At 49.3% G+C, this 22,235-nt stretch carries 19 protein-coding genes; 1 reads left to right on the forward strand and 18 read right to left on the reverse strand.

The window, feature by feature from the left end; all coding sequences use genetic code 11:
- Window positions 1-18: 18 nt before the first annotated feature.
- The 5 genes from rsxC to VSQ61_RS01400 form a co-directional block, all read right to left on the reverse strand.
- The gene (rsxC, locus tag VSQ61_RS01380; protein WP_334342636.1) at window positions 19-1,353 is read right to left on the reverse strand and encodes an electron transport complex subunit RsxC; all 1,335 of its coding nucleotides are present in this window, start codon (window positions 1,351-1,353) and stop codon (window positions 19-21) included.
- Window positions 1,354-1,535: 182 nt separating this feature from the next.
- Window positions 1,536-2,897: a DNA repair protein RadA gene (gene radA / locus VSQ61_RS01385; protein WP_334342637.1), complete on the reverse strand. Its 1,362-nt coding sequence runs from the start codon at window positions 2,895-2,897 to the stop codon at window positions 1,536-1,538.
- An 8-nt stretch (window positions 2,898-2,905) separates the two neighbouring features.
- Complete coding sequence (locus VSQ61_RS01390) at window positions 2,906-3,325, reverse strand: endosialidase (RefSeq protein ID WP_334342638.1); 420 nt, start codon at window positions 3,323-3,325, stop codon at window positions 2,906-2,908.
- An 87-nt stretch (window positions 3,326-3,412) separates the two neighbouring features.
- Window positions 3,413-5,848 carry an ATP-dependent Clp protease ATP-binding subunit gene (locus tag VSQ61_RS01395; protein ID WP_334342639.1) on the reverse strand — a complete coding sequence of 812 codons (2,436 nt, stop codon included), beginning with the start codon at window positions 5,846-5,848 and terminating at the stop codon, window positions 3,413-3,415.
- 207 nt (window positions 5,849-6,055) lie between these two features.
- Entirely contained in the window at window positions 6,056-7,336 is a 1,281-nt protein-coding gene (locus VSQ61_RS01400) for an SH3 domain-containing protein (protein ID WP_334342640.1), read from the reverse strand.
- Between the two features lie 167 nt (window positions 7,337-7,503).
- Here VSQ61_RS01400 and feoB point away from each other — a divergent pair, with 167 nt between their 5' ends.
- Window positions 7,504-9,816, forward strand: a complete 2,313-nt coding sequence (gene feoB, locus VSQ61_RS01405) for a ferrous iron transport protein B (RefSeq protein ID WP_334342641.1) — start codon at window positions 7,504-7,506, stop codon at window positions 9,814-9,816.
- Between the two features lie 253 nt (window positions 9,817-10,069).
- On the opposite strand, the gene purD is transcribed toward feoB, so the two are convergent.
- The 13 genes from purD to VSQ61_RS01470 form a co-directional block, all read right to left on the reverse strand.
- Window positions 10,070-11,341 carry a phosphoribosylamine--glycine ligase gene (gene purD / locus VSQ61_RS01410; RefSeq protein ID WP_334342642.1) on the reverse strand — a complete coding sequence of 424 codons (1,272 nt, stop codon included), beginning with the start codon at window positions 11,339-11,341 and terminating at the stop codon, window positions 10,070-10,072.
- 114 nt (window positions 11,342-11,455) lie between these two features.
- On the reverse strand, window positions 11,456-12,058 hold the full coding sequence (gene purN, locus VSQ61_RS01415; RefSeq protein WP_334342643.1) for a phosphoribosylglycinamide formyltransferase: 603 nt from the start codon (window positions 12,056-12,058) through the stop codon (window positions 11,456-11,458).
- Window positions 12,052-13,077 carry a phosphoribosylformylglycinamidine cyclo-ligase gene (gene purM / locus VSQ61_RS01420; RefSeq protein ID WP_334342644.1) on the reverse strand — a complete coding sequence of 342 codons (1,026 nt, stop codon included), beginning with the start codon at window positions 13,075-13,077 and terminating at the stop codon, window positions 12,052-12,054. The genes purN and purM overlap by 7 nt, the downstream gene beginning before the upstream one ends.
- 85 nt (window positions 13,078-13,162) lie before the next feature.
- A complete protein-coding gene (purE, locus tag VSQ61_RS01425) occupies window positions 13,163-13,663 on the reverse strand; it encodes a 5-(carboxyamino)imidazole ribonucleotide mutase (RefSeq protein WP_334342645.1) in 501 nt (166 codons plus the stop codon).
- Window positions 13,664-13,771: 108 nt separating this feature from the next.
- Window positions 13,772-15,847: an aminopeptidase gene (locus VSQ61_RS01430; protein WP_334342646.1), complete on the reverse strand. Its 2,076-nt coding sequence runs from the start codon at window positions 15,845-15,847 to the stop codon at window positions 13,772-13,774.
- Window positions 15,848-15,915: 68 nt separating this feature from the next.
- A complete protein-coding gene (locus VSQ61_RS01435) occupies window positions 15,916-16,227 on the reverse strand; it encodes a DUF6142 family protein (RefSeq protein WP_334342647.1) in 312 nt (103 codons plus the stop codon).
- Window positions 16,208-16,684: a VanZ family protein gene (locus tag VSQ61_RS01440; RefSeq protein ID WP_334342648.1), complete on the reverse strand. Its 477-nt coding sequence runs from the start codon at window positions 16,682-16,684 to the stop codon at window positions 16,208-16,210. The genes VSQ61_RS01435 and VSQ61_RS01440 overlap by 20 nt, the downstream gene beginning before the upstream one ends.
- A 14-nt stretch (window positions 16,685-16,698) precedes the next feature.
- Window positions 16,699-16,851, reverse strand: a complete 153-nt coding sequence (locus VSQ61_RS01445) for a hypothetical protein (protein WP_334342649.1) — start codon at window positions 16,849-16,851, stop codon at window positions 16,699-16,701.
- A gap of 167 nt (window positions 16,852-17,018) precedes the next feature.
- Complete coding sequence (pyrE, locus tag VSQ61_RS01450; RefSeq protein ID WP_334342650.1) at window positions 17,019-17,696, reverse strand: orotate phosphoribosyltransferase; 678 nt, start codon at window positions 17,694-17,696, stop codon at window positions 17,019-17,021.
- 124 nt (window positions 17,697-17,820) lie between these two features.
- Window positions 17,821-18,429 (reverse strand): hypothetical protein, encoded by a 609-nt coding sequence (locus VSQ61_RS01455; RefSeq protein ID WP_334342651.1) that lies wholly within the window; start codon window positions 18,427-18,429, stop codon window positions 17,821-17,823.
- 124 nt (window positions 18,430-18,553) lie between these two features.
- Window positions 18,554-19,597 carry a [FeFe] hydrogenase H-cluster radical SAM maturase HydE gene (gene hydE, locus VSQ61_RS01460; protein WP_334342652.1) on the reverse strand — a complete coding sequence of 348 codons (1,044 nt, stop codon included), beginning with the start codon at window positions 19,595-19,597 and terminating at the stop codon, window positions 18,554-18,556.
- Window positions 19,598-19,737: 140 nt separating this feature from the next.
- The gene (gene thrS, locus VSQ61_RS01465) at window positions 19,738-21,672 is read right to left on the reverse strand and encodes a threonine--tRNA ligase (protein ID WP_334342653.1); all 1,935 of its coding nucleotides are present in this window, start codon (window positions 21,670-21,672) and stop codon (window positions 19,738-19,740) included.
- On the reverse strand, window positions 21,669-21,830 hold the full coding sequence (locus VSQ61_RS01470) for a hypothetical protein (protein ID WP_334342654.1): 162 nt from the start codon (window positions 21,828-21,830) through the stop codon (window positions 21,669-21,671). Before VSQ61_RS01470 ends, thrS begins: the two co-directional genes overlap by 4 nt.
- Window positions 21,831-22,235 lie beyond the last annotated feature (405 nt).

Raw genomic sequence — 22,235 nt, forward strand, 5'->3', positions numbered from 1 at the left:
TACTAGTTCTGCTGATTTTTATTTTCTCTTAGCCGCCATTATCTCAGCCTTCGCCTGCTTAAACAGCTGCATCAAAGGCCGCTTTGCCGGACAAATGTAAGTACAGGAACCGCAGGCAATGCACTCCAGACCGTACAGCTTCTTCTCATACCGCTCGTAATTCTTCTTCTCTGCCGCAGCTGCCATCATCTGAGGGGTCAGCCCCAAAGGACAGACCTGATTACAGCGCCCGCACCGCAGACAGGCGGTCTGTTGCTTTTGCGCCTCCGCCACCGGATCCGCAGACAGAACTGTCAGAGCATTATTATTTTTACAAATGGGCACATCCAGGGAAGAAAGCGCAATCCCCATCATTGGGCCGCCGCAAAGGATCTTGTCTGCCTTTACACCTTCTTTGAAGCCCCCGGCTTCCTCCAAGACCTCCAAAAAGCTGGTTCCAATCCGCACCATAAGATTGCATGGATTCTTCACAGCGTCTCCCGACACCGTAAAGCCTCTCTCCATAATCGGCTCTGATCTGCTCACCGCCTGATATATAGCATAGACCGTAGCCACATTGTCCACAACGCAGCCTGCGTCCGCCGGAAGCATCCCAAGCTTCAGATGCCTTCCCGCTGCCACACTGATGATAGAACGCTCGCCGCCCTGAGGATACTTGGTATGAACTGCCTGCACACGCACTTTTCCTTCTCCTGCGCATGCCTGCTCCATGGCTTTCATGGCCTCCGGCTTATTTTCCTCAATGATAATTACACCCTCCGCCTTGGGGAACAGCCGCAGCATAATCTTAAGACCTCCCACGATCTCTCTGCTCTTGGTACGCATAAGCTGATCGTCACAGGTGATATAAGGCTCACATTCCGCCCCGTTTGCAATCACATATTCGATCTCCTCCGGATTCTTCGGCGCAAGCTTTACATGGGTGGGAAAGCCTGCTCCCCCCAGTCCGATGATTCCGGCAGCCTTAATCTTGTCAAGAATCTCCTGACTGCCAAGCTTGGCAGCATCCGTCTCCTTACCGATGCCCTCTGCCAATGTGTAGTTTCCGTCATTCTCCACCACAATGCAGGGAACCGATGCCCCCGCAACGGTCCTGCGGTTCTCCACCGCCTTCACCTTACCGGAACAGGAGCTGACAATATTGGCTGATACAAAGCCGTCTGCTTCCGCAAGAATCTGGCCCGCAAGAATCGTATCTCCCTTTTGCACCACCGGCTTTGCAGGCTTTCCGATATGCTGATTCAGCGGAAAAATCAAGTCCCCCTTTGGGAGGTATGTACGATAGGATGCATCCCTGGCCAATTCCTTTCCGTCTGCCGGATGCACACCTCCCTGAAATGTTTTACTTAACATAAACACTCTTCCCTTTCTGCTGCTATTTTTACTGCTATTACTTCATAACCAACAACTCAGCCAAAAAACTCCCAGCCTGTTATAACTGCCGGCGCGCTGACAAGCCGGTTACTATTTCATTTATTTACCACTTTGCCACACTTGTGTATCAAAATTCATTACTATATTCATTTAACGAAGGATCAGCACACAAGCCGCTGAGCATCCGCCACCGTCCGCACGCCGCAGAGCCGGATGCCTTCCACTGCTCCAATCTGCTCCCGGCAGACCTCCGGCAAAATAATGGTAGTAAAGCCCAGCTTCTTTGCCTCCTGTACACGCTGTCCGGCCTGACTGACTGCCCGAACCTCGCCGCTTAAGCCTACTTCCCCAAAAGCAAGCACCCTCTCGTCAATGGGCCGATCTTTATAACTGGAAATCACCGCCAGCACCACCCCCAGATCAATGGCAGGTTCATTGATCCGGATTCCCCCTGCAATATTCACATAGACATCACTGTTGGAAAGGCGCAGATTCAGTCTCTTTTCCAGCACAGCCAGCAGCAAATTCACCCGGTTATAGTCCATTCCGGCCGCTGTCCTTCTGGGCACAGCCAAGGTGCTGTGGCAGACAAGAGCCTGAATCTCTAATAAAATAGGACGGGTTCCCTCCATAGAACAGGCCACCACAGATCCGGATGCCTCCTCCGGTCTGCCGTTCAGCATATATTCAGAGGGATTCTCCACTTCAATCAAACCGTTTTCACGCATCTCAAAGACACCAATCTCATTGGTGGATCCAAAACGATTCTTTACCCCCCGAAGAATCCGGTAGGAAGCATGGCGATCCCCCTCAAAATACAGCACAGTATCCACCATATGCTCCAAGACTCTCGGCCCGGCCACTGTTCCCTCCTTAGTCACATGTCCCACAATAAAAATCGTAATTCCCAAGCCCTTTGCCAACTGCATCAGCACAGAGGTAGCCTCCCGAACCTGAGACACACTGCCGGGAGCCGAACTGACTTCTTCATGATACATGGTCTGGATCGAGTCTATAATCACTGCCTCCGGCTTCTGCTCCCGGATCGTTTCACGGATCAACTCCAGATTCGTCTCACAAAGCAGACGTAAATGATCGGAAAAGGTGCCGATCCGGGATGCACGCAGCTTAATCTGCTTTAAGGATTCCTCCCCGGAAATATACAGCACCTCTCTTCGATCCTCCGAAAGCTTCTGACAGACCTGCAAAAGCAGGGTGGACTTTCCGATTCCCGGATCTCCGCCCACCAAAACCAGGGAGCCGGGCACAATGCCGCCTCCTAATACTCTGTCCAGTTCTCCCATATGGGTGGTCATCCGTTCTTCTTCTGCCGTATCAATAGAAGAAAGGCAGACCGCACCCACGGCTGCCCTTTCTTTTTGTATCCTTCGGACACTTGTTTTTTCAATCGTTTCTTCTACAAAGGTATTCCACTGCCTGCATCCCGGACACTGGCCCATCCACTTGGCCGACTCATGCCCGCAGTTCTGACAGAAGAATACGGTAGTTTTTCCCTTTGCCATCCTTTTTCCTATGCTTGTGCTTTTACAGCCTTCACACTCACGTTCTCTTTGCCCCCAAGTTCCACACTCAGAACCAGCTTGCCGCCCCGGCCTGTCTTGATCCGGCCGGACTCGTGTCCGTCTACTTCTGTCAGGTATTCCGTATCTTCTTCCATTCCCAAGGTAATCTGGGCATCCTCCGGACCGCTCACCTGAAATTCCACACCGTCGGCCGATACCTGAAAGTTCTGTACTGCTGTACCCGGCACAGACTCATAGACAAAGAGATCGTTGCGCTCCAGCTTTGTGATTTCCTTAAAGGTCTTTACTTTATACAAATCACCCTGGTGATTAAAATCCTTCAGCTTGGTCTTCGATGCCAGCTCATAATCCCCAAAGCTGATGCTTCCATCTGCTTCCACACGTATCAATTCTTTTACTGCTGCCATTTCTTTTGTCCTCCCAATCGGAATTCGTTATAAATCGATTATTGATATTTTAATTATAAACCATCCTGCCTTTCATTTCCAGTTCTTTTATAAAAACTTTATGTTTCCTTTCTGCATGGTGACTGTCACTTCACTGTTACGCTTTACCTGTCCGGCCAGTATCTCATCTGCCAGGGCATCCTCAATCTTTGTCTGAATGGCCCGTTTCAGGGGACGTGCTCCATACTTCACATCATAGGCCGTCTCCACAATATGAGCCTTCACACTGTCACGTATCTTCAGACGAATCTCAAGCTGCTGCTCACAGCGTCTGGAAAGGTCTTTAAAGAGAATGGATACAATCTTCTTCATCTGCTCTTTGTTCAGGGCATGGAAGACGATGATCTCATCAATTCGGTTTAAAAACTCTGGCTTGAACATTCGCTTCACTTCCTCCATAACGCTGCCCTTCATAGCCTCATAGTTCTGCTTTTCATCCTCCACAGAGGCAAAGCCCAGACGCTTGGGCGAAATAATGGAGGTAGCCCCGGCATTGGAGGTCATAATAATGACTGTATTTTTGAAATCCACAGTTCTGCCCTGGGAATCTGTAATACGCCCGTCATCCAGTACCTGCAGCAAAATGTTAAAAACATCCGGGTGTGCCTTTTCAATCTCGTCAAACAGAATCACAGCATAAGGATTCCGGCGCACTTTCTCCGAGAGCTGTCCGCCGTCGTCATGTCCTACATATCCAGGAGGCGCTCCAATCAGCTTGGATACACTATGCTTTTCCATATACTCTGACATATCAACACGTATCATGGCCTCTTCCCGGCCAAACAGCACCTCCGCCAGAGCCTTGGACAGCTCTGTCTTTCCCACACCGGTAGGTCCGAGAAACAGGAAAGAACCAATGGGACGGCCTGGATCCTGCAGTCCTACACGGCCTCTGCGCACGGCCTTTGCAACTGCCGTCACAGCCTCTTCCTGAGCAATCACACGCTTATGGAGAATCGATTCCAGCTTCTTAAGGCGCTGTGTCTCTGATTCTGCCAGCTTGCTTACCGGAATCTTTGTCCAATCGGAAACAATTTGAGCAACCTCATTTTCCCCTACGGTCAGGGCCTTCCTTCTGGTGCTGCGGCTTGCTTTTGCCCGCTCCTTCTCAAGAAGCGCAATCACCCTGGAGCGTTCCTCCTGAAGCCCGGCTGCCTGCTCAAAATCCTGAGCCTTGATTGCATCCTCCACTTGTTCCAGAAGCTCTATGCTCTGATGCTCCAGTTCTGCCATGGAATCTATCTTTTTATAGCTGCCAAGGCGCACCTTTGCCGCTGCCTCATCCATCAAGTCAATTGCTTTATCCGGCAGGAAGCGATCATTGATATAACGTCTGGAAAGTTTGGCTGCTGCCTCCAAAGCTTCGTCGGTAATCACTACCTGATGATGACGCTCATAGCTTCTGCGGATTCCTTTTAAGATGGCAACCGTCTCTTCCTCGCTGGGCTCCTCCACAGTGATAGGCTGAAATCTTCTCTCCAGCGCTGCATCCTTCTCAATATACTTTCGGTATTCCTCCAATGTAGTGGCGCCGATCAATTGAAGCTCCCCTCTGGAAAGAGCAGGCTTTAAGATGTTGGAGGCATCCATAGCCCCTTCCGCCCCTCCGGCGCCGATCATGGTGTGAAGTTCATCCACAAACAACAGAACATTTCCTGCCTGCCGGACTTCATCCATCACTCTTTTGATCCGTTCCTCAAACTCTCCCCGGTACTTTGAGCCTGCAACCATGCCGGACAAGTCCAGGATCAGCAGGCGGCGCCCCTTTACGGAATCCGGAACGGTCCCCTCCGCAATTCGCTGAGCCAACCCTTCTACAATTGCAGTCTTTCCTACCCCAGGCTCTCCAATGAGACAGGGATTGTTCTTGGTTCTGCGGCTTAAGGTCTGTATCAGGCGGCGTATCTCATCCTCCCGGCCAATACAAGGCTCCAAGCGCTTCTCTCTGGCCAGCTCTGTCAGATCCCGGCTGTATTGATCCAGTGCCTGTGTTCCCCTTCCCTGGCCTTTCCCATTGCGGGCCATCTCCTCCCGATATTCCCTGCCGGTTCTTCCCATGGAATCCAAGAGAGATGCATAGAGTCCCTTTACATTTACATCCATGGTATTGAGCAGTCTGCTTCCCGTGCACTCCACGTCTTTCAGCATGGCAATCAATATATGCTCTGTTCCAATCTTCTGCTCCTTAAACTGGGCAGCTTCCCTTCCTGCCTCATCCAATACTTTTTTTGCTCTTGGGGTAAATCCGGGCCGCTCCTTCTGCTGGACTGTATGCTCAGGAGAAATCAGTTCCTGAATCAGCTGAAGAATCTTCTCTTCCTCTGCTTTTCGCTCTGTCAGTAGCTGAGAGGCTGCACAGCTCTTCTCCCGAAGCAGTCCCAGCAGAATGTGTTCTGTTCCCACATAATTCTGATTCAGCTCCCGGGAAATCTTCCCTGCCTCCTTTAAGGCTCTTTTTGCCTTTTCTGTATATGTTTCAAACATCAGCTAAACCTCCTATTTTAAGTTCCGCAGAATCTTGACAGCACACCTTTACCTAGAAGAATCTCCAGACACATTGCCATGTGCCTGTAAATTCTTCTGTGCGCTGACAAGCTTCTGCTGTTTAAGTTCCGCAGAATCTTGACAGCACACGAAACTTATTACAACGGGCGAGGTATGCACCTCGCCCGTATCCATTTCATTTTATCCCTATATCCCTAAATCTTCGAAATCCAGAATCTCAATATCCAGATCATCGTCGGCTTCTTCCTCTTTTTCCTCTGCAACGGGCTTAGCAGCCTTACTCTTGGGACTTTTCTTCTGCTTCTCTTTCGATGCCTCTTCTTCAATTTCCAGGACGGCACTCATGTCGATCTCGGGAAGCTCTTTGGTGGAAAACAGATCCTCTTCTTCTACTTCTTCCTCTTCATAGAAGTCATCCTCATCATCTTCTTCCTCATCGTCATAATAATCTCTTGCACGGGCCTCCTGAGCTTCTTCCTCGGCCCATTTCTTTCTGACTGCTACCAGAAGATCGTCAAAGTCACTGCCTTCTATTTCTGCCTCGTCCTCTTCTTCGTCTTCCTGAGCACGGCGCCGGAAAAGACCGCCTCTTTTCTTTCTGGGCTCTTCCTCATAATCGTCATCCTCATCATCCTCGTCTTCATCTTCGTCATCATCATAGTACTCATATTCTGCATTTCGAAGCTTCACTGACAGAACAATGACAATAATCAGCAGAATGCCGCTCAGCGCACCCAGGCCGATGATAATATAGAGACGCTGGCTTAAGGTTTTTGCATTTTCTTCCTTCACAAATGTCAATTCTTCCTGCAGAGATTCAATCATCCCCTCCGGCTCTCCTGAACCGCTGCCGGAAAATTGACCCATCTCTCGCTGGAAGGTTCCATCCTGAGGATCATAGTAAAACCAACCCTGATTTCCGCCTGCGTCTGAAGCCCAGACAAGATACAGCTCCCGGCCGCCGGTCAGACCCGCATCCACTACCCATGCGGTAAAGCTCTGCTCTCCTACCGGAATTGCAGTCTGAGACAAGGCATCTGCGGCCGGATAAGTCTCCGCCGGCTCCTGGATGGAATAGCCGCCTATCGATACGGCTCCGCCTTCCGCCCCTTCTTCCGGACTGCCCTCCTGTGAAGGTTCCTCCGTCTCGGAAACATTCACCATGTCAGAACGAATCCACCCGGACTTCTCAGCTCCCTCATGAGTGAAGGTTACACTATACCAAATCTGCCCGTCGCTGCCCGTTGTCTGATCTGAAATAGAAAGCTGTGTACCGGCAGAAAGCTTGCAGACCCGCTCCGAATTGGCATTGGCTTCTGTTCGTACATTTACATTATCACTGCGGACAGTTCCTGTCTGAGCCGCCCGTCCGGTTATTCCATACATCATCAGCATTACGCATACCGCACATGCTGCCGCCAATCCATAAAGTCTGCGGCTTCTTCGCTTCTGAGGCAGTACTTTCATATTCTTTCTCCTCCATATAGGTATCTTTTCGCTTTTTCTCTATATTTTGCGCATTCTGTAACTATTATAATCATAAAAAGTCGCCTTGTCAAATAGCATATGTAACCATTCCTGCCTAGAATAATAAAATACTAATATCAGGAATTTACCCAAGGAGATCGGAAACTATGTCCAATTATTACTATTTAAATGATATGAAGCCAGGTGAATCCGCTCGGATCCGGACCCTTACCGCCACAGGAGACACACGCCGCCGTCTTCTGGATCTGGGACTGGTGGAACAAACTTTAGTGAAATGTGTGGGAAAAAGTCCTTACGGCGACCCCCGCGCCTTCCTGATCCGTGGAGCCGTCATTGCCATCCGTTCTGCAGACGGCAGAGAAATTCTTATTGAAAAGCCATCCTCAAACCGAAAAGTCATTGCCCTTGCCGGAAATCCAAATGTAGGAAAGAGCACTCTCTTCAACAAGCTTACAGGAATGAAACAGCACACAGGGAACTGGCCGGGTAAAACCGTAGAAAATGCTCTTGGCATCTGCCGCAGCAAACGCCGTACCTACATACTTGCCGATCTGCCGGGAACCTATTCTCTTATGGCTCATTCTCCGGAAGAAGCCAAAGCCCGGGACTTTCTCTGCTCCGGAAAAGCAAATGCCGCCATCGTGGTCTGTGACGCTTCCTGCCTGGAACGGAATCTGAATCTGGTGCTTCAAACCATAGAATTGATTCCCAAAGTACTGGTCTGTGTCAATCTTATGGACGAAGCTGCCAAACATCACATTCAGATCGATCTGTCTGCCCTTTCCGAGTCTCTCGGTGTTCCCGTCATAGGCACCACTGCCAGAGACAGGCAGGGCCTTGATGCACTCCTTGATGCCCTGGATTCCCTGACTGATGCCTCCTTCGTATCTTCGGCCAGGCCCATTTCCTATCCTCCGCTCTTAGAATCTGTCCTGACCATTTTAGAGCCCGTAATCAAAGAAAAATCCTCAGGACAATTCCCTGCCCGCTGGCTTGCCCTTCGCCTTCTGGAGCACAGACTGAATCCAGAGAATCCGCTTCCCGCCCAGATTCCTTCCTGCCTATGCTCGGATCCTTCCGTCTGCCAGACTCTTGCCGAAACAGAGCAAATACTAAATGCCGCCGAAATCCGGGGAGACAATCTGTCCGATCTCATTACAACTGCACTCTTTCACCAGGCAGAAGCCCTATGCCGGACTGTTATTCAAAAAAAGAAAAACAACCTCCGCCGTAAGGAAGAGCAGCTGGATGCCCTTATTACAAGCAAACGGACTGGCTATCCCCTTATGCTTCTTTTACTTGCCGTCATATTCTGGCTCACCATCACAGGGGCAAATTATCCCTCCCGGCTGCTCTCAGATCTGTTCACTTCCCTGGAAGTCCCTCTGACCAGCCTCTTTGTACAGCTCCATGCCCCTGCCTGGCTCCATGGCCTTCTCATATCCGGCGCATACCGTGTTCTGGCCTGGGTAGTCTCCGTCATGCTTCCTCCGATGGCCATCTTCTTTCCTCTGTTCACTCTTCTGGAAGATGCCGGCCTCCTTCCCAGAATAGCCTACAACCTGGATCATGCCTTCCAGTGCTGCCATTCCTGCGGAAAACAGGGCCTTACTCTCTGTATGGGCTTCGGCTGCAATGCCGCCGGCGTGACAGGCTGTCGAATCATCGATTCCCCAAGAGAACGCCTCATTGCCATCCTGACCAACAGCTTTGTCCCCTGCAACGGACGTTTCCCTGCCATCATCGCCCTAATCACCATGTTCTTTGCAGGCACAGCAGGTACCCTGGCCGGCAGCCTCCTCTCCGCCCTCCTGCTCACCGGCGTAGTGCTTCTGGGGATTGCCGCCACCTTCCTGTCCTCCTGGCTGCTGTCACGAACCGTCTTAAAAGGAGTTCCCTCCTCCTTTACCCTGGAGCTGCCGCCCTACCGCCGCCCTCAGTTCGGTCCTGTCCTTGTGCGCTCCCTCTTAGATCGGACACTCTTTGTTCTGGGCCGGGCCGTCACTGCCGCCGCTCCAGCCGGCATCCTTATCTGGATCATGGCCAACCTCTCTTTCAGGGGCAGCAGCCTCCTTATGCTCTGTGCCTCCACCCTGGATCCCTTCGCCGCCCTCTTCGGACTGGACGGCGTCATCCTCATGGCTTTCCTCCTGGGGCTGCCAGCCAATGAAATCGTCCTCCCCATCATCCTCATGGCCTACCTGAACCAGAGTACCCTCACAGAACCCGGCAGCCTCCTGACCCTAAAAGCTCTCCTGACCGCCCAGGGCTGGACCTGTACCACCGCCGCCTGCACCATCCTTTTCACCCTGCTCCACTGGCCCTGCGCCACAACCCTCCTAACCATCCGCAAAGAAACCGGCAGCCTAAAATGGACACTCCTGGCCTTCCTCCTGCCCACGGCCTTCGGCCTCCTCCTCTGCCTCCTCACCGCCCAAGGAGCACGCCTGTTATTCTAACTCCCTCATATACCCACAGCCAAAACCAGGGCCCAGATCAGACTGAGCGCTTAGACTTTTCCGATATCCAGTGTACGCCTTTTCGAGACAGCTGTCTGATTCAAGCGGACGTTATCAATGAGACCAAACAGGCGAAGCCTGACAACCCCAAAAACCAACGTCCGATTGAAGCAGACAGATGTAACGAGAAATTGCGCACACAGGATACGGAAAAGCCTCAGCGCTCAGTCTGCTCCGGGTCCGTCCCCTCTATTCAGATCTCATCAATAGCCTTCCCAATATCACTCCTGCAATAAGCCTTCTCAAACTCCACCAGCTTCACCGCCTCATAAGCATTCCTCCGGGCGGTCTTAAGGTCAGCCCCAGCAGCCGTCACCCCCAGCACCCGTCCGCCGTTGGTAACAAACTGTCCGTCCGCCTTCTTTGTCCCTGCATGGAACACATAATACCCGTCCTTACCCTGAAACTTTTCCAATCCCCTGATGGGAAACCCCTTCTCATAAGCCACCGGATATCCGCCGGACGCCAAAACCACGCAAACCGCCGCATTATCCTCAAACTGCAGTTCAACCTGATCAAGCGTCCCATCCACGCATGCCTCAAAAACCTCTACAATATCATTCCTCATGCGGGGAAGCACCACCTGAGCCTCCGGATCGCCAAACCGGGCATTATACTCCAACACCCTGGGCCCCTTATCAGTCAGCATCAGTCCGAAGAAAATAACGCCCTTAAATTCCCGGCCCTCCGCCGCCATGGCATCCACTGTTGCCTGATAAATATGCTCCTTACAAAACTCATCCACTTCCTCCGTATAGAAGGGACTGGGCGAAAAAGTTCCCATGCCGCCCGTATTCAATCCCTGATCTCCGTCCAGAGCCCGTTTATGATCCTGGGCAGAAGTCATACACTTAATCGTCTTCCCGTCCACAAAGCTTAAAACCGATACCTCCCGCCCGGTCATAAACTCTTCAATCACCATGCGGTTACCGGCAGTTCCAAACTGCTTATCCTGCATAATCGTCTTCACGCCCTCTCTGGCTTCTTCCAGAGTATTGCAGATAAGCACACCTTTTCCGAGAGCCAGCCCGTCCGCCTTCAGCACAATGGGAAACGCTGCATGCTCCAGATACGCAAGCGCAGCCTCCGGGTTATCAAAGTTCTCGTAAGCCGCCGTAGGAATGCCATATTTTTTCATCAAATCCTTGGAAAATGCCTTAGATCCCTCCAATATAGCAGCATTCTTTCTGGGCCCGAAGATCCGCAGCCCTTCCCTTTCAAACACATCCACAATACCGCCTACCAGGGGATCGTCCATGCCTACCACAGTCAGATCAATCTCCTTTTCCTTTGCAAAGGCAGCCAGCTTCTCAAACTCCATAGCACCAATGGGCACACATTCTGCATATTCCTCAATGCCGGCATTTCCCGGCGCACAGTAAATCTTCTCTGCCTTAGGACTCTGAGCAATCTTCCACGCAATGGCATGCTCCCTGCCGCCAGAGCCTACAATCAAAATCCTCATCTCATACCTCCTATTTTAAGTTCCGTAATATCCTTCCAGTGCACCTATAATAGAACAATTTCCAGTCACAGCAGCATGTGCCTGTAAATCGTTCTGTGCACTGACAGGATATTACTATTCCGGCCCCAAAGCTTTCTGCGCCAGCATATCAATGGCTTTAGGAAGCAGGATCCACTCCGCTTCCTCCATAACCCTGCGCTGAAGGACCTCCGGCGTATCCCCTTCCTTAACCTCCACAGCTTTCTGAAGGAGAATAGGGCCTGTATCCGTACCTTCGTCCACAAAATGAACCGTTGCTCCTGTCACCTTCACGCCCCGTTTTAAGGCCTCCTCATGAACCTTCAGTCCATAATAACCCGTTCCGCAAAAGGAAGGAATCAGAGAAGGATGAATATTAATCATCCGCCCTTTGTATTCCCGGATAATCATCTCAGGTATCACTACCAGACAGCCGGCCAAAACCACCAGTTCTGCCTTACTGTCTCTCAAAGCTTCCAGAAGCGCCTTATGAAACTTCTCTCGTGTCTCATACGCTTTGGGAGAGATGCACAGTGCCGGGATCCCTTTCCGTCTGGCCCGTTCCAGTGCATAGGCGTTCGGATTGTTGCTGATAACAACGGAAACTTCTGCATCTCTTATTTCTTTTCGATCTATGGCATCCAGAATGGCCTGAAGATTCGTTCCGCCTCCCGATACCAGCACGGCTGTCTTTAGCATAGGGTCACTCCCTTTTCACCGGAGCGAACCTCGCCCAACAGATAAGGTGTCTCTCCTGCTTCCCGGACAGCTGCCATACACTTATCCGCCTCCGCAGGATCCACCGCCATCACCATGCCGATTCCCATATTGAAGGTATTATACATGATATGTTCTTCAATTCTTCCGTCCTCTGCAAGCATCTTAAAAATCACAGGAATGGGATAGCTGTCCTTTTTCACAACAGCCTTGACGCCCTCCGGAAGCATCCGTGGAATATTCTCATAGAAGCCGCCGCCTGTAATATGACTGCACCCCTTAATGTTCACCCCTGTTTCCTTCACGGCCCGCAATGCCTTCACATAAATCTTAGTGGGTTCAATCAAGGCTTCTCCAAGGGTTTTGCCCAGACTTTCAAAATGGGTATGCATATATTCCTCTTTCATGGTAAATACCTTGCGCACCAGAGAAAATCCGTTGCTGTGCACGCCGGAGGATGCCATGCCCACCAGCACGTCTCCCGGCTTTATTTCGGATCCTGTAATCAGATTTTTCTCATCCACAATACCCACGGCAAAGCCTGCCAAATCATATTCATCCACGGGATAAAAGCCCGGCATCTCTGCCGTCTCACCGCCGATGAGCGCTGCCCCTGACTGGCGGCAGCCTTCTGCCACACCGCTTACAATCGTTGCAATCCGCTCCGGAATATTTCTGCCGCAGGCAATGTAATCCAGAAAGAACAAAGGCTCCCCTCCTGCACAGGCAATATCGTTCACACACATAGCCACGCAGTCAATGCCCATTGTATCATGCTTGTCCATGAGAAATGCCAGCTTCAGCTTTGTTCCCACGCCGTCCGTACCAGACACCAGCGTAGGCTTCTCCATGGTTTTAAATGCCTCCATAGAAAAGGCTCCTGAGAATCCTCCGATTCCCGTCAGCACCTCCGGACGCATGGTTGCCGCCACATGCTTCTTCATCAGTTCCACTGACTTGTAGCCAGCTTCAATATCTACTCCTGCTTTCTTATAATCCATTTTTTCCTCCTCTTGACACACCTGCTGCATTATCAGGCAGATATGGAAGTTTTGTAACCATTTCTACTCTGCCTGACACGATTGTTTAATAATTTTTATATCCCACCTCTTTAAGCCGCTCCGCTTTCTTCTCCACTTGTTTCTTAAGCTCTTGCGAATATGCCTTTAACCGGTCAAGAAGTGCCTCGTCGGAAGCCGCCAGTATTTTTGCCGCCAGCAGTCCCGCATTGGCTCCTCCGTTGATCGCTACTGTTGCCACCGGAATACCTGACGGCATCTGTACTATAGAATAGAGAGAATCCCTGCCTCCCAGTGATGTGGTATGCATGGGAATGCCAATCACAGGCATGGGAAAAATCGCCGCACACATGCCCGGAAGATGGGCCGCCATGCCTGCCCCTGCAATAATCACCTTGAATCCCTTGCTCTCTGCTGTCTTGGCATACTCATAGAACACATCCGGCTCCCGGTGGGCTGAGATAATCGTCATCTCATAGTCCACTCCCAGCTGCTCCAGAATATCTGCCGCTTTGCTCATGACGGGCATGTCCGAATCGCTGCCCATTACAATTCCTACCTTTGCCATACTAAAGTCCTCCCTTTTTGACTAAATCCAGTGTACAAACCGCTATTACTCATAAAGGAGTTTAACCTGTCTCAGATCCCTTGTCAACCAAAATTCTCCTAAACATCTCTAAACCGATTCATCAAATGGTTCATTCAGTTTTTCCGTCCCCGGCAGAACAAACCGTCCCTTTTCAATAATCGAAACAGTCCTCCCATCCCTGCAATTCACCCGAATACACTCCAATTCATCATAGGGAATCGTAATATCTGTGTGACAGTTAAAATAAGCCTTAGACAAATCCTCACCTCGAAGCATGGAACACTCATTTTCCTTAGCCGTCATGCGTTTTCCGTCAGGATTATAGGTAGGCGTGTCCTCAGACCAGGAAAAGCAAGTATCTCCCAGCGCAAAGTGAGGGCCCATTTTCTCTGCTATGAGAATCGGCAGCTTCGCTCCAATATCATACTTTCTGGCCGCCATATATGCTGTCGTGTTGGTTCCCACAGCAAATTCCCCCAGCGGAAGTGTCTCATGGTTGAACAAGACGTTGGTTCGAATATAATTCCGGTTTTCCTCCTCAGTATCAAAGTTTTTACAAGTATAGTCTGTTACTTTTCCATTTTCCAGTTTCAGTTCCAGGTCTAAATATTTCAACTCATTTAAGTAAACCTCACTGACATAGAGAATCCCATTAGTACCAGTCAATCTCGGTGAAGTAAAGACCTCCCCTACAGGAATGTTCACGTCTGCCACACAATTTTCAAACAAGGTTTCCTTCTTCGGGTCTGTAAGCTCCCAAAGAGCTACCGTCAGATCCGTCCGATTACCACCTGCTCCCCGAATATACACACTCTCCCCCTGATCCAAAGCATCAATCAGCTTCTGCTGCAGCTCCTGATACAGATGGTAATCCAAAGTATTAATCTTTACCGTCTCTGCAAATATCTCCGGGAACTGCGGTCCAATCTCCGGAACAGGGTAGGCAATGATGGTAAAGCTGCGCTCATCCCCCGGAATGTACTTATTGATAATCTGCCCGGCTCCGCTGTTGTAGCGAACATTCAGCTCCTGCTGCTTTTCACTGAACCGCAAAGCCTCAGGACAATTCTCCGGCAGAAACGGCTTTTCTCCGAAAACCTCCATCACTGCCGGCCCTGCATGGACCGCTGCCAGCTCTTGATATTCCTCATAAGCCGACCGCAATACAGATAGTTTGCGCTCCACCAGCTTGCTGTCCAGATACAAGGCAGCATCCTCTCTGTGATCATAGAAATACTGCTTGGAAAATGCCGTAGTCTGATACCCCGGGCTGCCCTGGGGTCTGCGGTTGACGCTGTGTGCGGCCTGCCGGTAAATGATACTATCAAGCCCCATTCCCTTAAACTGACCGATGGCTGCACGGACAATTCGCTCAAACCCCAGAGAATAGCGGATATTTACTGTTCTCTTACGGCTCAAATCAATGCCTGCATTATCAAAGCCTATCCGATATCCCTCTGTAAATGTGGACGCCATGGCATCTATTTGTTCCTGAGGAAGACCTGCCAAAAATCGGCTCATTTTTATTTCATTTTCTGTAATATACTCTCCAAAACGGTACAAATAGCGCACATCGTTCAAATCCGCCTCACAAATAATATCCTTTGCAAAGGACAATCCCGGATCAAGCTGCTCCCGAATACGGTTTGGAATCCACACATCACAGTAATCGCTGATATACCAATAAATAGTCTGCTTAAGGCTCTGAATATCCGGCGTCCCTCCCTCAAAGGCATTATATATCTCAATAAACAGCTCCGTCACAACCGTCAAATCCGTAAATCGCTGCTCGTAAGCCCAGACAATCATCCCCCGGATTTCTGTATATAGGAAACTTAAAATCTGACCATAGCCCTCTCCCAACCGCCGAACCGCCGTCTCCAGGCAGGCGTAGCTTTCTTTGTATTCTTCTCCAGCCACATCGGCATAAAGCTCCCGATTCTGCTTTTGAAGTTCTTCTAGAGAAATCTCTGAAAAATTCTCTTTTCCTGCTGCCTTGGCAAGCTCCCCCATACGCTCTATAAATGCTGCCGTTTTGTGAAAATAATCATAAAAGGGAGCAGCCACAGACCTTTCTCTCCCCATAGCCTGTACCCGCTCCATACTCAATTCATATCGTTCTCGGATTTCTTCATTTTCCTGCTTCCATATTTCTGTTCTCATTTTTTCCGCCTCCATCCCGCATGCCGTTTTCCTGCTCTTCGCTGCTTGGTTCTTAGACAGGCGCTTCGCTACATGCCTGCAACAAAAATCAGCACCCACACTACAAACAGGAGCCCGTTCAGTCCTATGCCAATCTTAGAAAAGAGATAATATACCTCCTCTTCCTGAAACCCTCTGGCCCCAAGCACAAAACCAATCACGGAAAACACCATAGACAAAAAGCCCATGAGCGCTGTAGTGGGGCCTGTTCCCTCTGCCATGCCATAGGCTGTCACCAAACCAGCCGCCAGCAAAGCCAAAGCCGCCACGCCCAATAAGCTGGAAATAATCCCTTGCCGTGTATGCTTTTTATCTGTAAATTTATAGCTTCTCTTTGCCATATCTTCCTCTTTTCCAAAAGCAGCGGAATATCCCATATATCACATATCCAATACAGCCGCCAATGGTATTCAAAAGCAAATCATCCACATCAAAGCAGCCCACCCGAAGCACAAGCTGCATGGTCTCTGCCAGCAGACTGATAGAAAAAGACAAAATCAATACCTGCCCAAAGCTGTGGATACGCTCAAACAAGACAGGCAGCGCAAACCCCAGAGGAATAAATACTGCCACATTTCCTGCCACATTTATAAGAACCGCCATTGTTCCCACCACATGGCGATACTGAATAAAACGCCGAATCTCCCGAAACAATACCAGATTATAGTGATAATCCCGATGAACCTCCGTCCGGCCATAGCTCTCCGAAAAAAACATAAAATAAATCAGACACGCCAGATAAATGCCAAGCAATATCCGCCCGCCCAATCGAAGCTTCCCAATCGATTCTTTCTTCATCCACTTTGTCCTGCTTAAAACATCAGGTCTGATTTTGATTTCAGCAGCCTGCCGCCATTTACAATGGTCAAAATACCAGTTGTCAGCCCCACAACCAAAATAATAATCCCAATTACCAAATTTCCTGCACCTACTCCTGTCATGGTTTTATATGCTTTTTCGTTCATTAAATTCCTCCTATTATAAGTCCCGTAATATCCTGTTAGTGCACTTTTATTTAGATCGATTTACAGCCACAGATCCATGTGTCTGTAAATCGATCTGTGCACAAGGATTTCCGGTACGGACTACTAGCAGGATATTACTGATATAAGTCCCGTAATATCCCTTTTTATTATTTATTTACTCCATACTTTAAGTAGTATGCATCAATTGCCTCTTTTAATGTATCATCAATGATAACTTTCCCTTTGTACGGCCGATTGTAAAGATGCTTCACTACCTCTTCCATAGTAACAATCGCTGCTGTTTTCAGACCATATTTTTCCTGAATCTCCTGAAGGGCGCTCTTTTCCCCCTGCCCCCGCTCCATTCGGTCTACCGATACCACCAGTCCTACAGGATCTACTTCTCCCTGAGCTCGAATAATGGGAAGCGTCTCCTCAATAGAGGTTCCGGCTGTGGTAACATCCTCAATGATCACAACTCGATCTTTGTCCTGTATAGGGCTTCCCAGAAGAATACCCTTGTCTCCGTGATCTTTTACCTCCTTGCGGTTGGAGCAGTAGCGGATGTCTGTCTCATACAACTCACTGATCGCCATTGAAGCCGCCACAGTCAAAGGAATGCCCTTGTAAGCCGGCCCAAACAGCACATCAAACTCCAAGCCAAATGCATCCTGAATGGCCTTTGCATAATACTGTCCCAATCTGCGAAGCTGGGAACCTGTACGGTAAAAACCTGTATTCACAAAAAAGGGGGTATTCCTTCCGCTCTTTGTCACAAAGTCACCAAACTTTAAGACCTGGCAGTCTATCATAAATTCAATAAATTCCTGCTTGTACTGTTCCATAGCTTTTGTTTTCTCCTTATCTCATAGGCTTTTCAGCCTTTTCCATCGCTGTCTCCTTCCTGTGCAGAACCAAGGAAAGAATTATTAAATATCTTCCCGATTTTACCATATTTTCCATCTATATTCAACCATTTTTGATTTGCAGAAGAATCATCCCGCCCCTGCGCTCAAATCCTGTGTCCCACAACTTGCGTAAGTTCAGCCATTCCATCTCCCCATAGGTTACTGCCTTCACAAAGAATTCCTCTTCAAATTCCTCATATCCGGCCAAATTGAACCAGTGCCAGACATAATCCTTGAACCTTGGTTCTTTATGACGGAGCAATAAAAAGGGTACCGGAATCCCTTTGTCAATCTGCCCGCAAACAGCCTCTTTCGCCATCTCAAAAGGCTCCGTCCCCGAAAGCCCCTTCGCCGAAAGGGCCTTGCAATCCACATCCTTCCAATAAGCTTGAATCCCTTCCAAATAAATATCCAAAGTATCAATCCCCTGCCATCTGGGACGCAGATAGGGCTTCATCTGCTTGGAAAACCGTATATAATCCTCTTTGCCGAGCCTCCCTGCATCATAAGGATACAGCTCCCGAAGACCTCTATGCCTGGCAAAATAGATACAGAGATCACAAGCTGTAACCGCCGCACAGCCTCCCCCTTTCATAAAGGGATCCAAAAACCAATCTTGATTGCCTCCCAACGCCTCGTCCACACGAATATAATCCAATTCTTTTTTCATAATCATCCATCCTCAAATTGCAAGCTTTCCAATCCTTCACCAATCCCTGGTACACTGTTCGGTAAATACCGAAGCCTTATATCAGAATTTTACACCAATATAAGGTTCGATTATTCGTTGAAGATTATACCAGGGCGTCACCTCTCTCCATGCTCAAATAGTAACCAATCGTTTCCACACGCCTTTTCAAAGCCTCAAATCCCTCTCCGGCCTCCTCGTTCTCGCAGAGCTTATTATCATAAAGGCTGTATTGCTTCCGATTGTTCTTTGGTGATATATTGGGCATTACCACATTGGCTCCTGCCATCAGCCCCCTTTCCCTTCCATCCGCAGATAAAGTGCCAAGGGCTGTCGTTGCCGGAAGCAGCACTGTGGGGAGCAAAATCCGAACCACGGACAGCAGCTTAAGAGTCAGCTCCACGCTGCCTGCCGGTTCCTCACAAAATCTTGTATCATGATGGGGAATAAAGGGGCCGATTCCCACCATTTCCGGCTGAAGATCCTTTAAAAATACCAAATCCTCTGCAAGCTCCCAATATGTCTGCCCCGGACTTCCTACCATAAAACCTGCTCCTGTCTGAAACCCAAGACTTTTTAAGTTCCTAAGACACTGCTTTCTTATAGGTAAGCTCATACACGCCGGATGCAGGTTCCCGTAATGGACTTCATCTGCCGTCTCATGGCGAAGCAGATAGCGATCTGCCCCGGCTTTACGAAGCCTGTAAAAGCTATCAATAGAACGTTCTCCAACAGATAAAGTCAGGGCGCACTCTGGATACGCCTCCTTTACCGAATGAACCAGCTGTACCAGCCGCTTATCCGTAAACCAGGGATCCTCACCCCCCTGAAGAACAAAAGTACGAAATCCCAGCCGCCAGCCATTCTCACAGCACGCAAGAATCTCTTCTGCGGAGAGACGGTATCGCACTGCTTTCTGATTCTCCCTGTTAATCCCACAGTAATAACAGCTATTTCTACAGTAATTGGTAAATTCAATCAGTCCCCGGATATAAATCTTCTTTCCATAATACTGCTCCCGAAGCCTTACTGCCTCTGTCCTGAGATATTCCGCCGTTTCTGGTTCCTCCAGCTGCTCTAACAGCTTCTTGTATTCTTCCCTGTCATCCAACTTATGATTCCTGATAAAACGTTCCACCAGTTCCGGCATACCCCGTTCCTCCTTGTATCCCAGCTTTCTATCCTCTGGCCACTGCATTTTTTATGGAAGTATTACCCACAAAAAGAGACAGAGCAACCCTGTGCATTTCTGCCCTTGGATCCCCCTGTCCTATTAAGTCCCCCTGTTCCTTACTTTGTATCCTCCGTCTGCTTCTGACGAACTTCTCTTGATTCTATCTCCTTCAAGATATCCTGAATAAAGGCATCCAGCTTCTTCTGGCCCTCATCTCCTGCAAAACGGCTGCGGACAGATACCAGACCTTCCTCTGCTTCCTTCTGGCCTACTACCAGCATATAAGGAACTTTCTGCATCTGGGCGCTGCGGATCTTATAACCAATCTTCTCAGCCTGACCGTCCAGCTCCACACGAATTCCTGCTGCGGTAAGTGCCTCCATTACTTTCTGTGCGTACTCCATATGCTTCTCAGAGATAGGCAGAACCTTTACTTGTACCGGAGCCAGCCAGGTGGGGAATGCGCCTGCAAAATGCTCAATCAAGATGCCGATAAACCGCTCGATAGAGCCAAAGGCTACTCTGTGAATCATAATGGGACGATGCTTCTCTCCGTCCGCTCCGATATACTCCAGCTCAAACCGCTGGGGGAGCTGGAAATCAAGCTGAATGGTGCCGCACTGCCAGGTTCTTCCGATGGCATCTACCAGATGGAAGTCAATCTTAGGTCCATAGAATGCTCCATCCCCTTCATTTACCACGTAATCAAGGCCCAACTCATCCAGTGCACTCCTAAGACCTTCCGTAGCCATCTCCCAGTCCTCATCGCTTCCCATGCTGTCCTCCGGTCTGGTAGACAACTCCACATGATATTCAAAACCAAAGAGGGTATAAACCTCATTGATCAGCCTGGCTGCCGCCATAATTTCACCCTTAATCTGTTCCGGTGTCATAAAGATATGAGCATCATCCTGAGTAAAACAGCGCACACGCATCAAACCATGGAGCTGGCCAGATTTCTCATGGCGATGTACCAGCCCAAGCTCTCCCACACGCATGGGCAGATCCCGATAGGAGCGGGGCTCCGATGCATATACCAAAATTCCGCCCGGACAATTCATAGGCTTCACTGCATAATCCTGCTCGTCAATGACAGTGGTATACATATTATTTTTGTAATGATCCCAATGGCCGGAAGTCTCCCACAGGCTTCTGTTTAAAATAATAGGAGTGGAAACCTCCACATATCCTGCTTTCTTATGAATCTCCCTCCAGTAATCCAGAAGCGTATTTTTAAGAGTCATTCCTTTTGGAAGAAAGAACGGGAATCCCGGCCCAGCTTCATGCATCATAAAGAGTCCAAGCTCCCTTCCAAGCTTCCGGTGGTCACGCTTCTTTGCCTCCTCCATCATGGTCAGATAAGCCTCCAGCTCATCTTTCTTCGCAAATGCGGCAGCATAGATACGGGTCAGCATCTTATTGTGCTCATCCCCTCTCCAGTAGGCTCCTGCAATACTGGTGAGCTTATAAGCCTTTCCCACATCCTTTGTGCTTCGAAGATGAGGACCGGCACAGAGATCCGTGAATTCTCCCTGCTTATAGAAGCTGATCTCGGCATCCTCTGGCAGATCGGAAATAAGCTCTGCCTTATAAGGCTCTTCCTTCTCCTTCGCCCATGCAAGAGCCTCGTCTCTTGGCAGAGTGAAACGCTCCAGAGGAAGAGCTTCCTTTACTATCTTCTTCATCTCACCCTCAATCCGTTCCAGATCTTCAGCAGTAATGGGGGTTTCAAAATCAATATCATAATAGAATCCGTCTGCCACGGAAGGACCAATCGCCAGCTTAGCGGAGGGATACAGCCGCTTTACCGCCTGAGCCATCACATGACTTGCCGTATGGCGCAGGGCAGATAAGCCTTTCTCGTCTCTGGCTGTGAGAATACTAAGCTCACAGTCCTGTTCCACCACAGTCCTCAAATCCACTACCTGGCCATCCAATTCCCCGGCACAGGCCGCTCTTGCCAGGCCCTCGCTAATGTCAAGGGCAATCTCATACACAGATTTACTTTCTGCATACTCCTTTACGGATCCATCCTTTAATGTTATTTTCATTTTTCTTCTCTCCTCTTTCTCTCTTTTTCAATCGTATTGTTATTTCCGCATGTTACGGAAATCCCTTTCTTAATGGGCGCACTGTAAAATCCAAACACCATGCCTGCAAAAAAACAGGCCAGCGCCAACAAAAGCTTCTCTTTCTTCTCTGTATTCATTCTGCAATTCTCCTTTCTTCACACCACTTTCCTCCATTTGCACATGTTCACTGCGCAAAAAAAGTCCCTCTCTGCCATACTCGACAGAAAGGGACGACAAATTCTTATCGCGGTTCCACCCTACTTGTTTTAATCCTCAATTACTCTAAAACCACTCATTGGACGATAACGGAGTCACCGGGCCGGATTGGGGCCGCTCAGAGGTAGTTTTCAGTACGGACTATACTGCTTTCCAGTCCTCTGCTTCCCGATGAGGATGCTTCCAGCATACACATCCCTCTCTGGCATCTTCCACAGCCTACTCGTCTCTTCTACGCATTTGCCTATGTATTTTTCCATAGGCTTATTATAGCATTGGAAATTGGTTTGTCAACCAAAAACTGGCTTTTCCAAATTTTCTATATT

It is taken from the genome of Candidatus Merdisoma sp. JLR.KK006, assembly GCF_036941035.1.
Taxonomy (GTDB): domain Bacteria; phylum Bacillota; class Clostridia; order Lachnospirales; family Lachnospiraceae; genus Laedolimicola.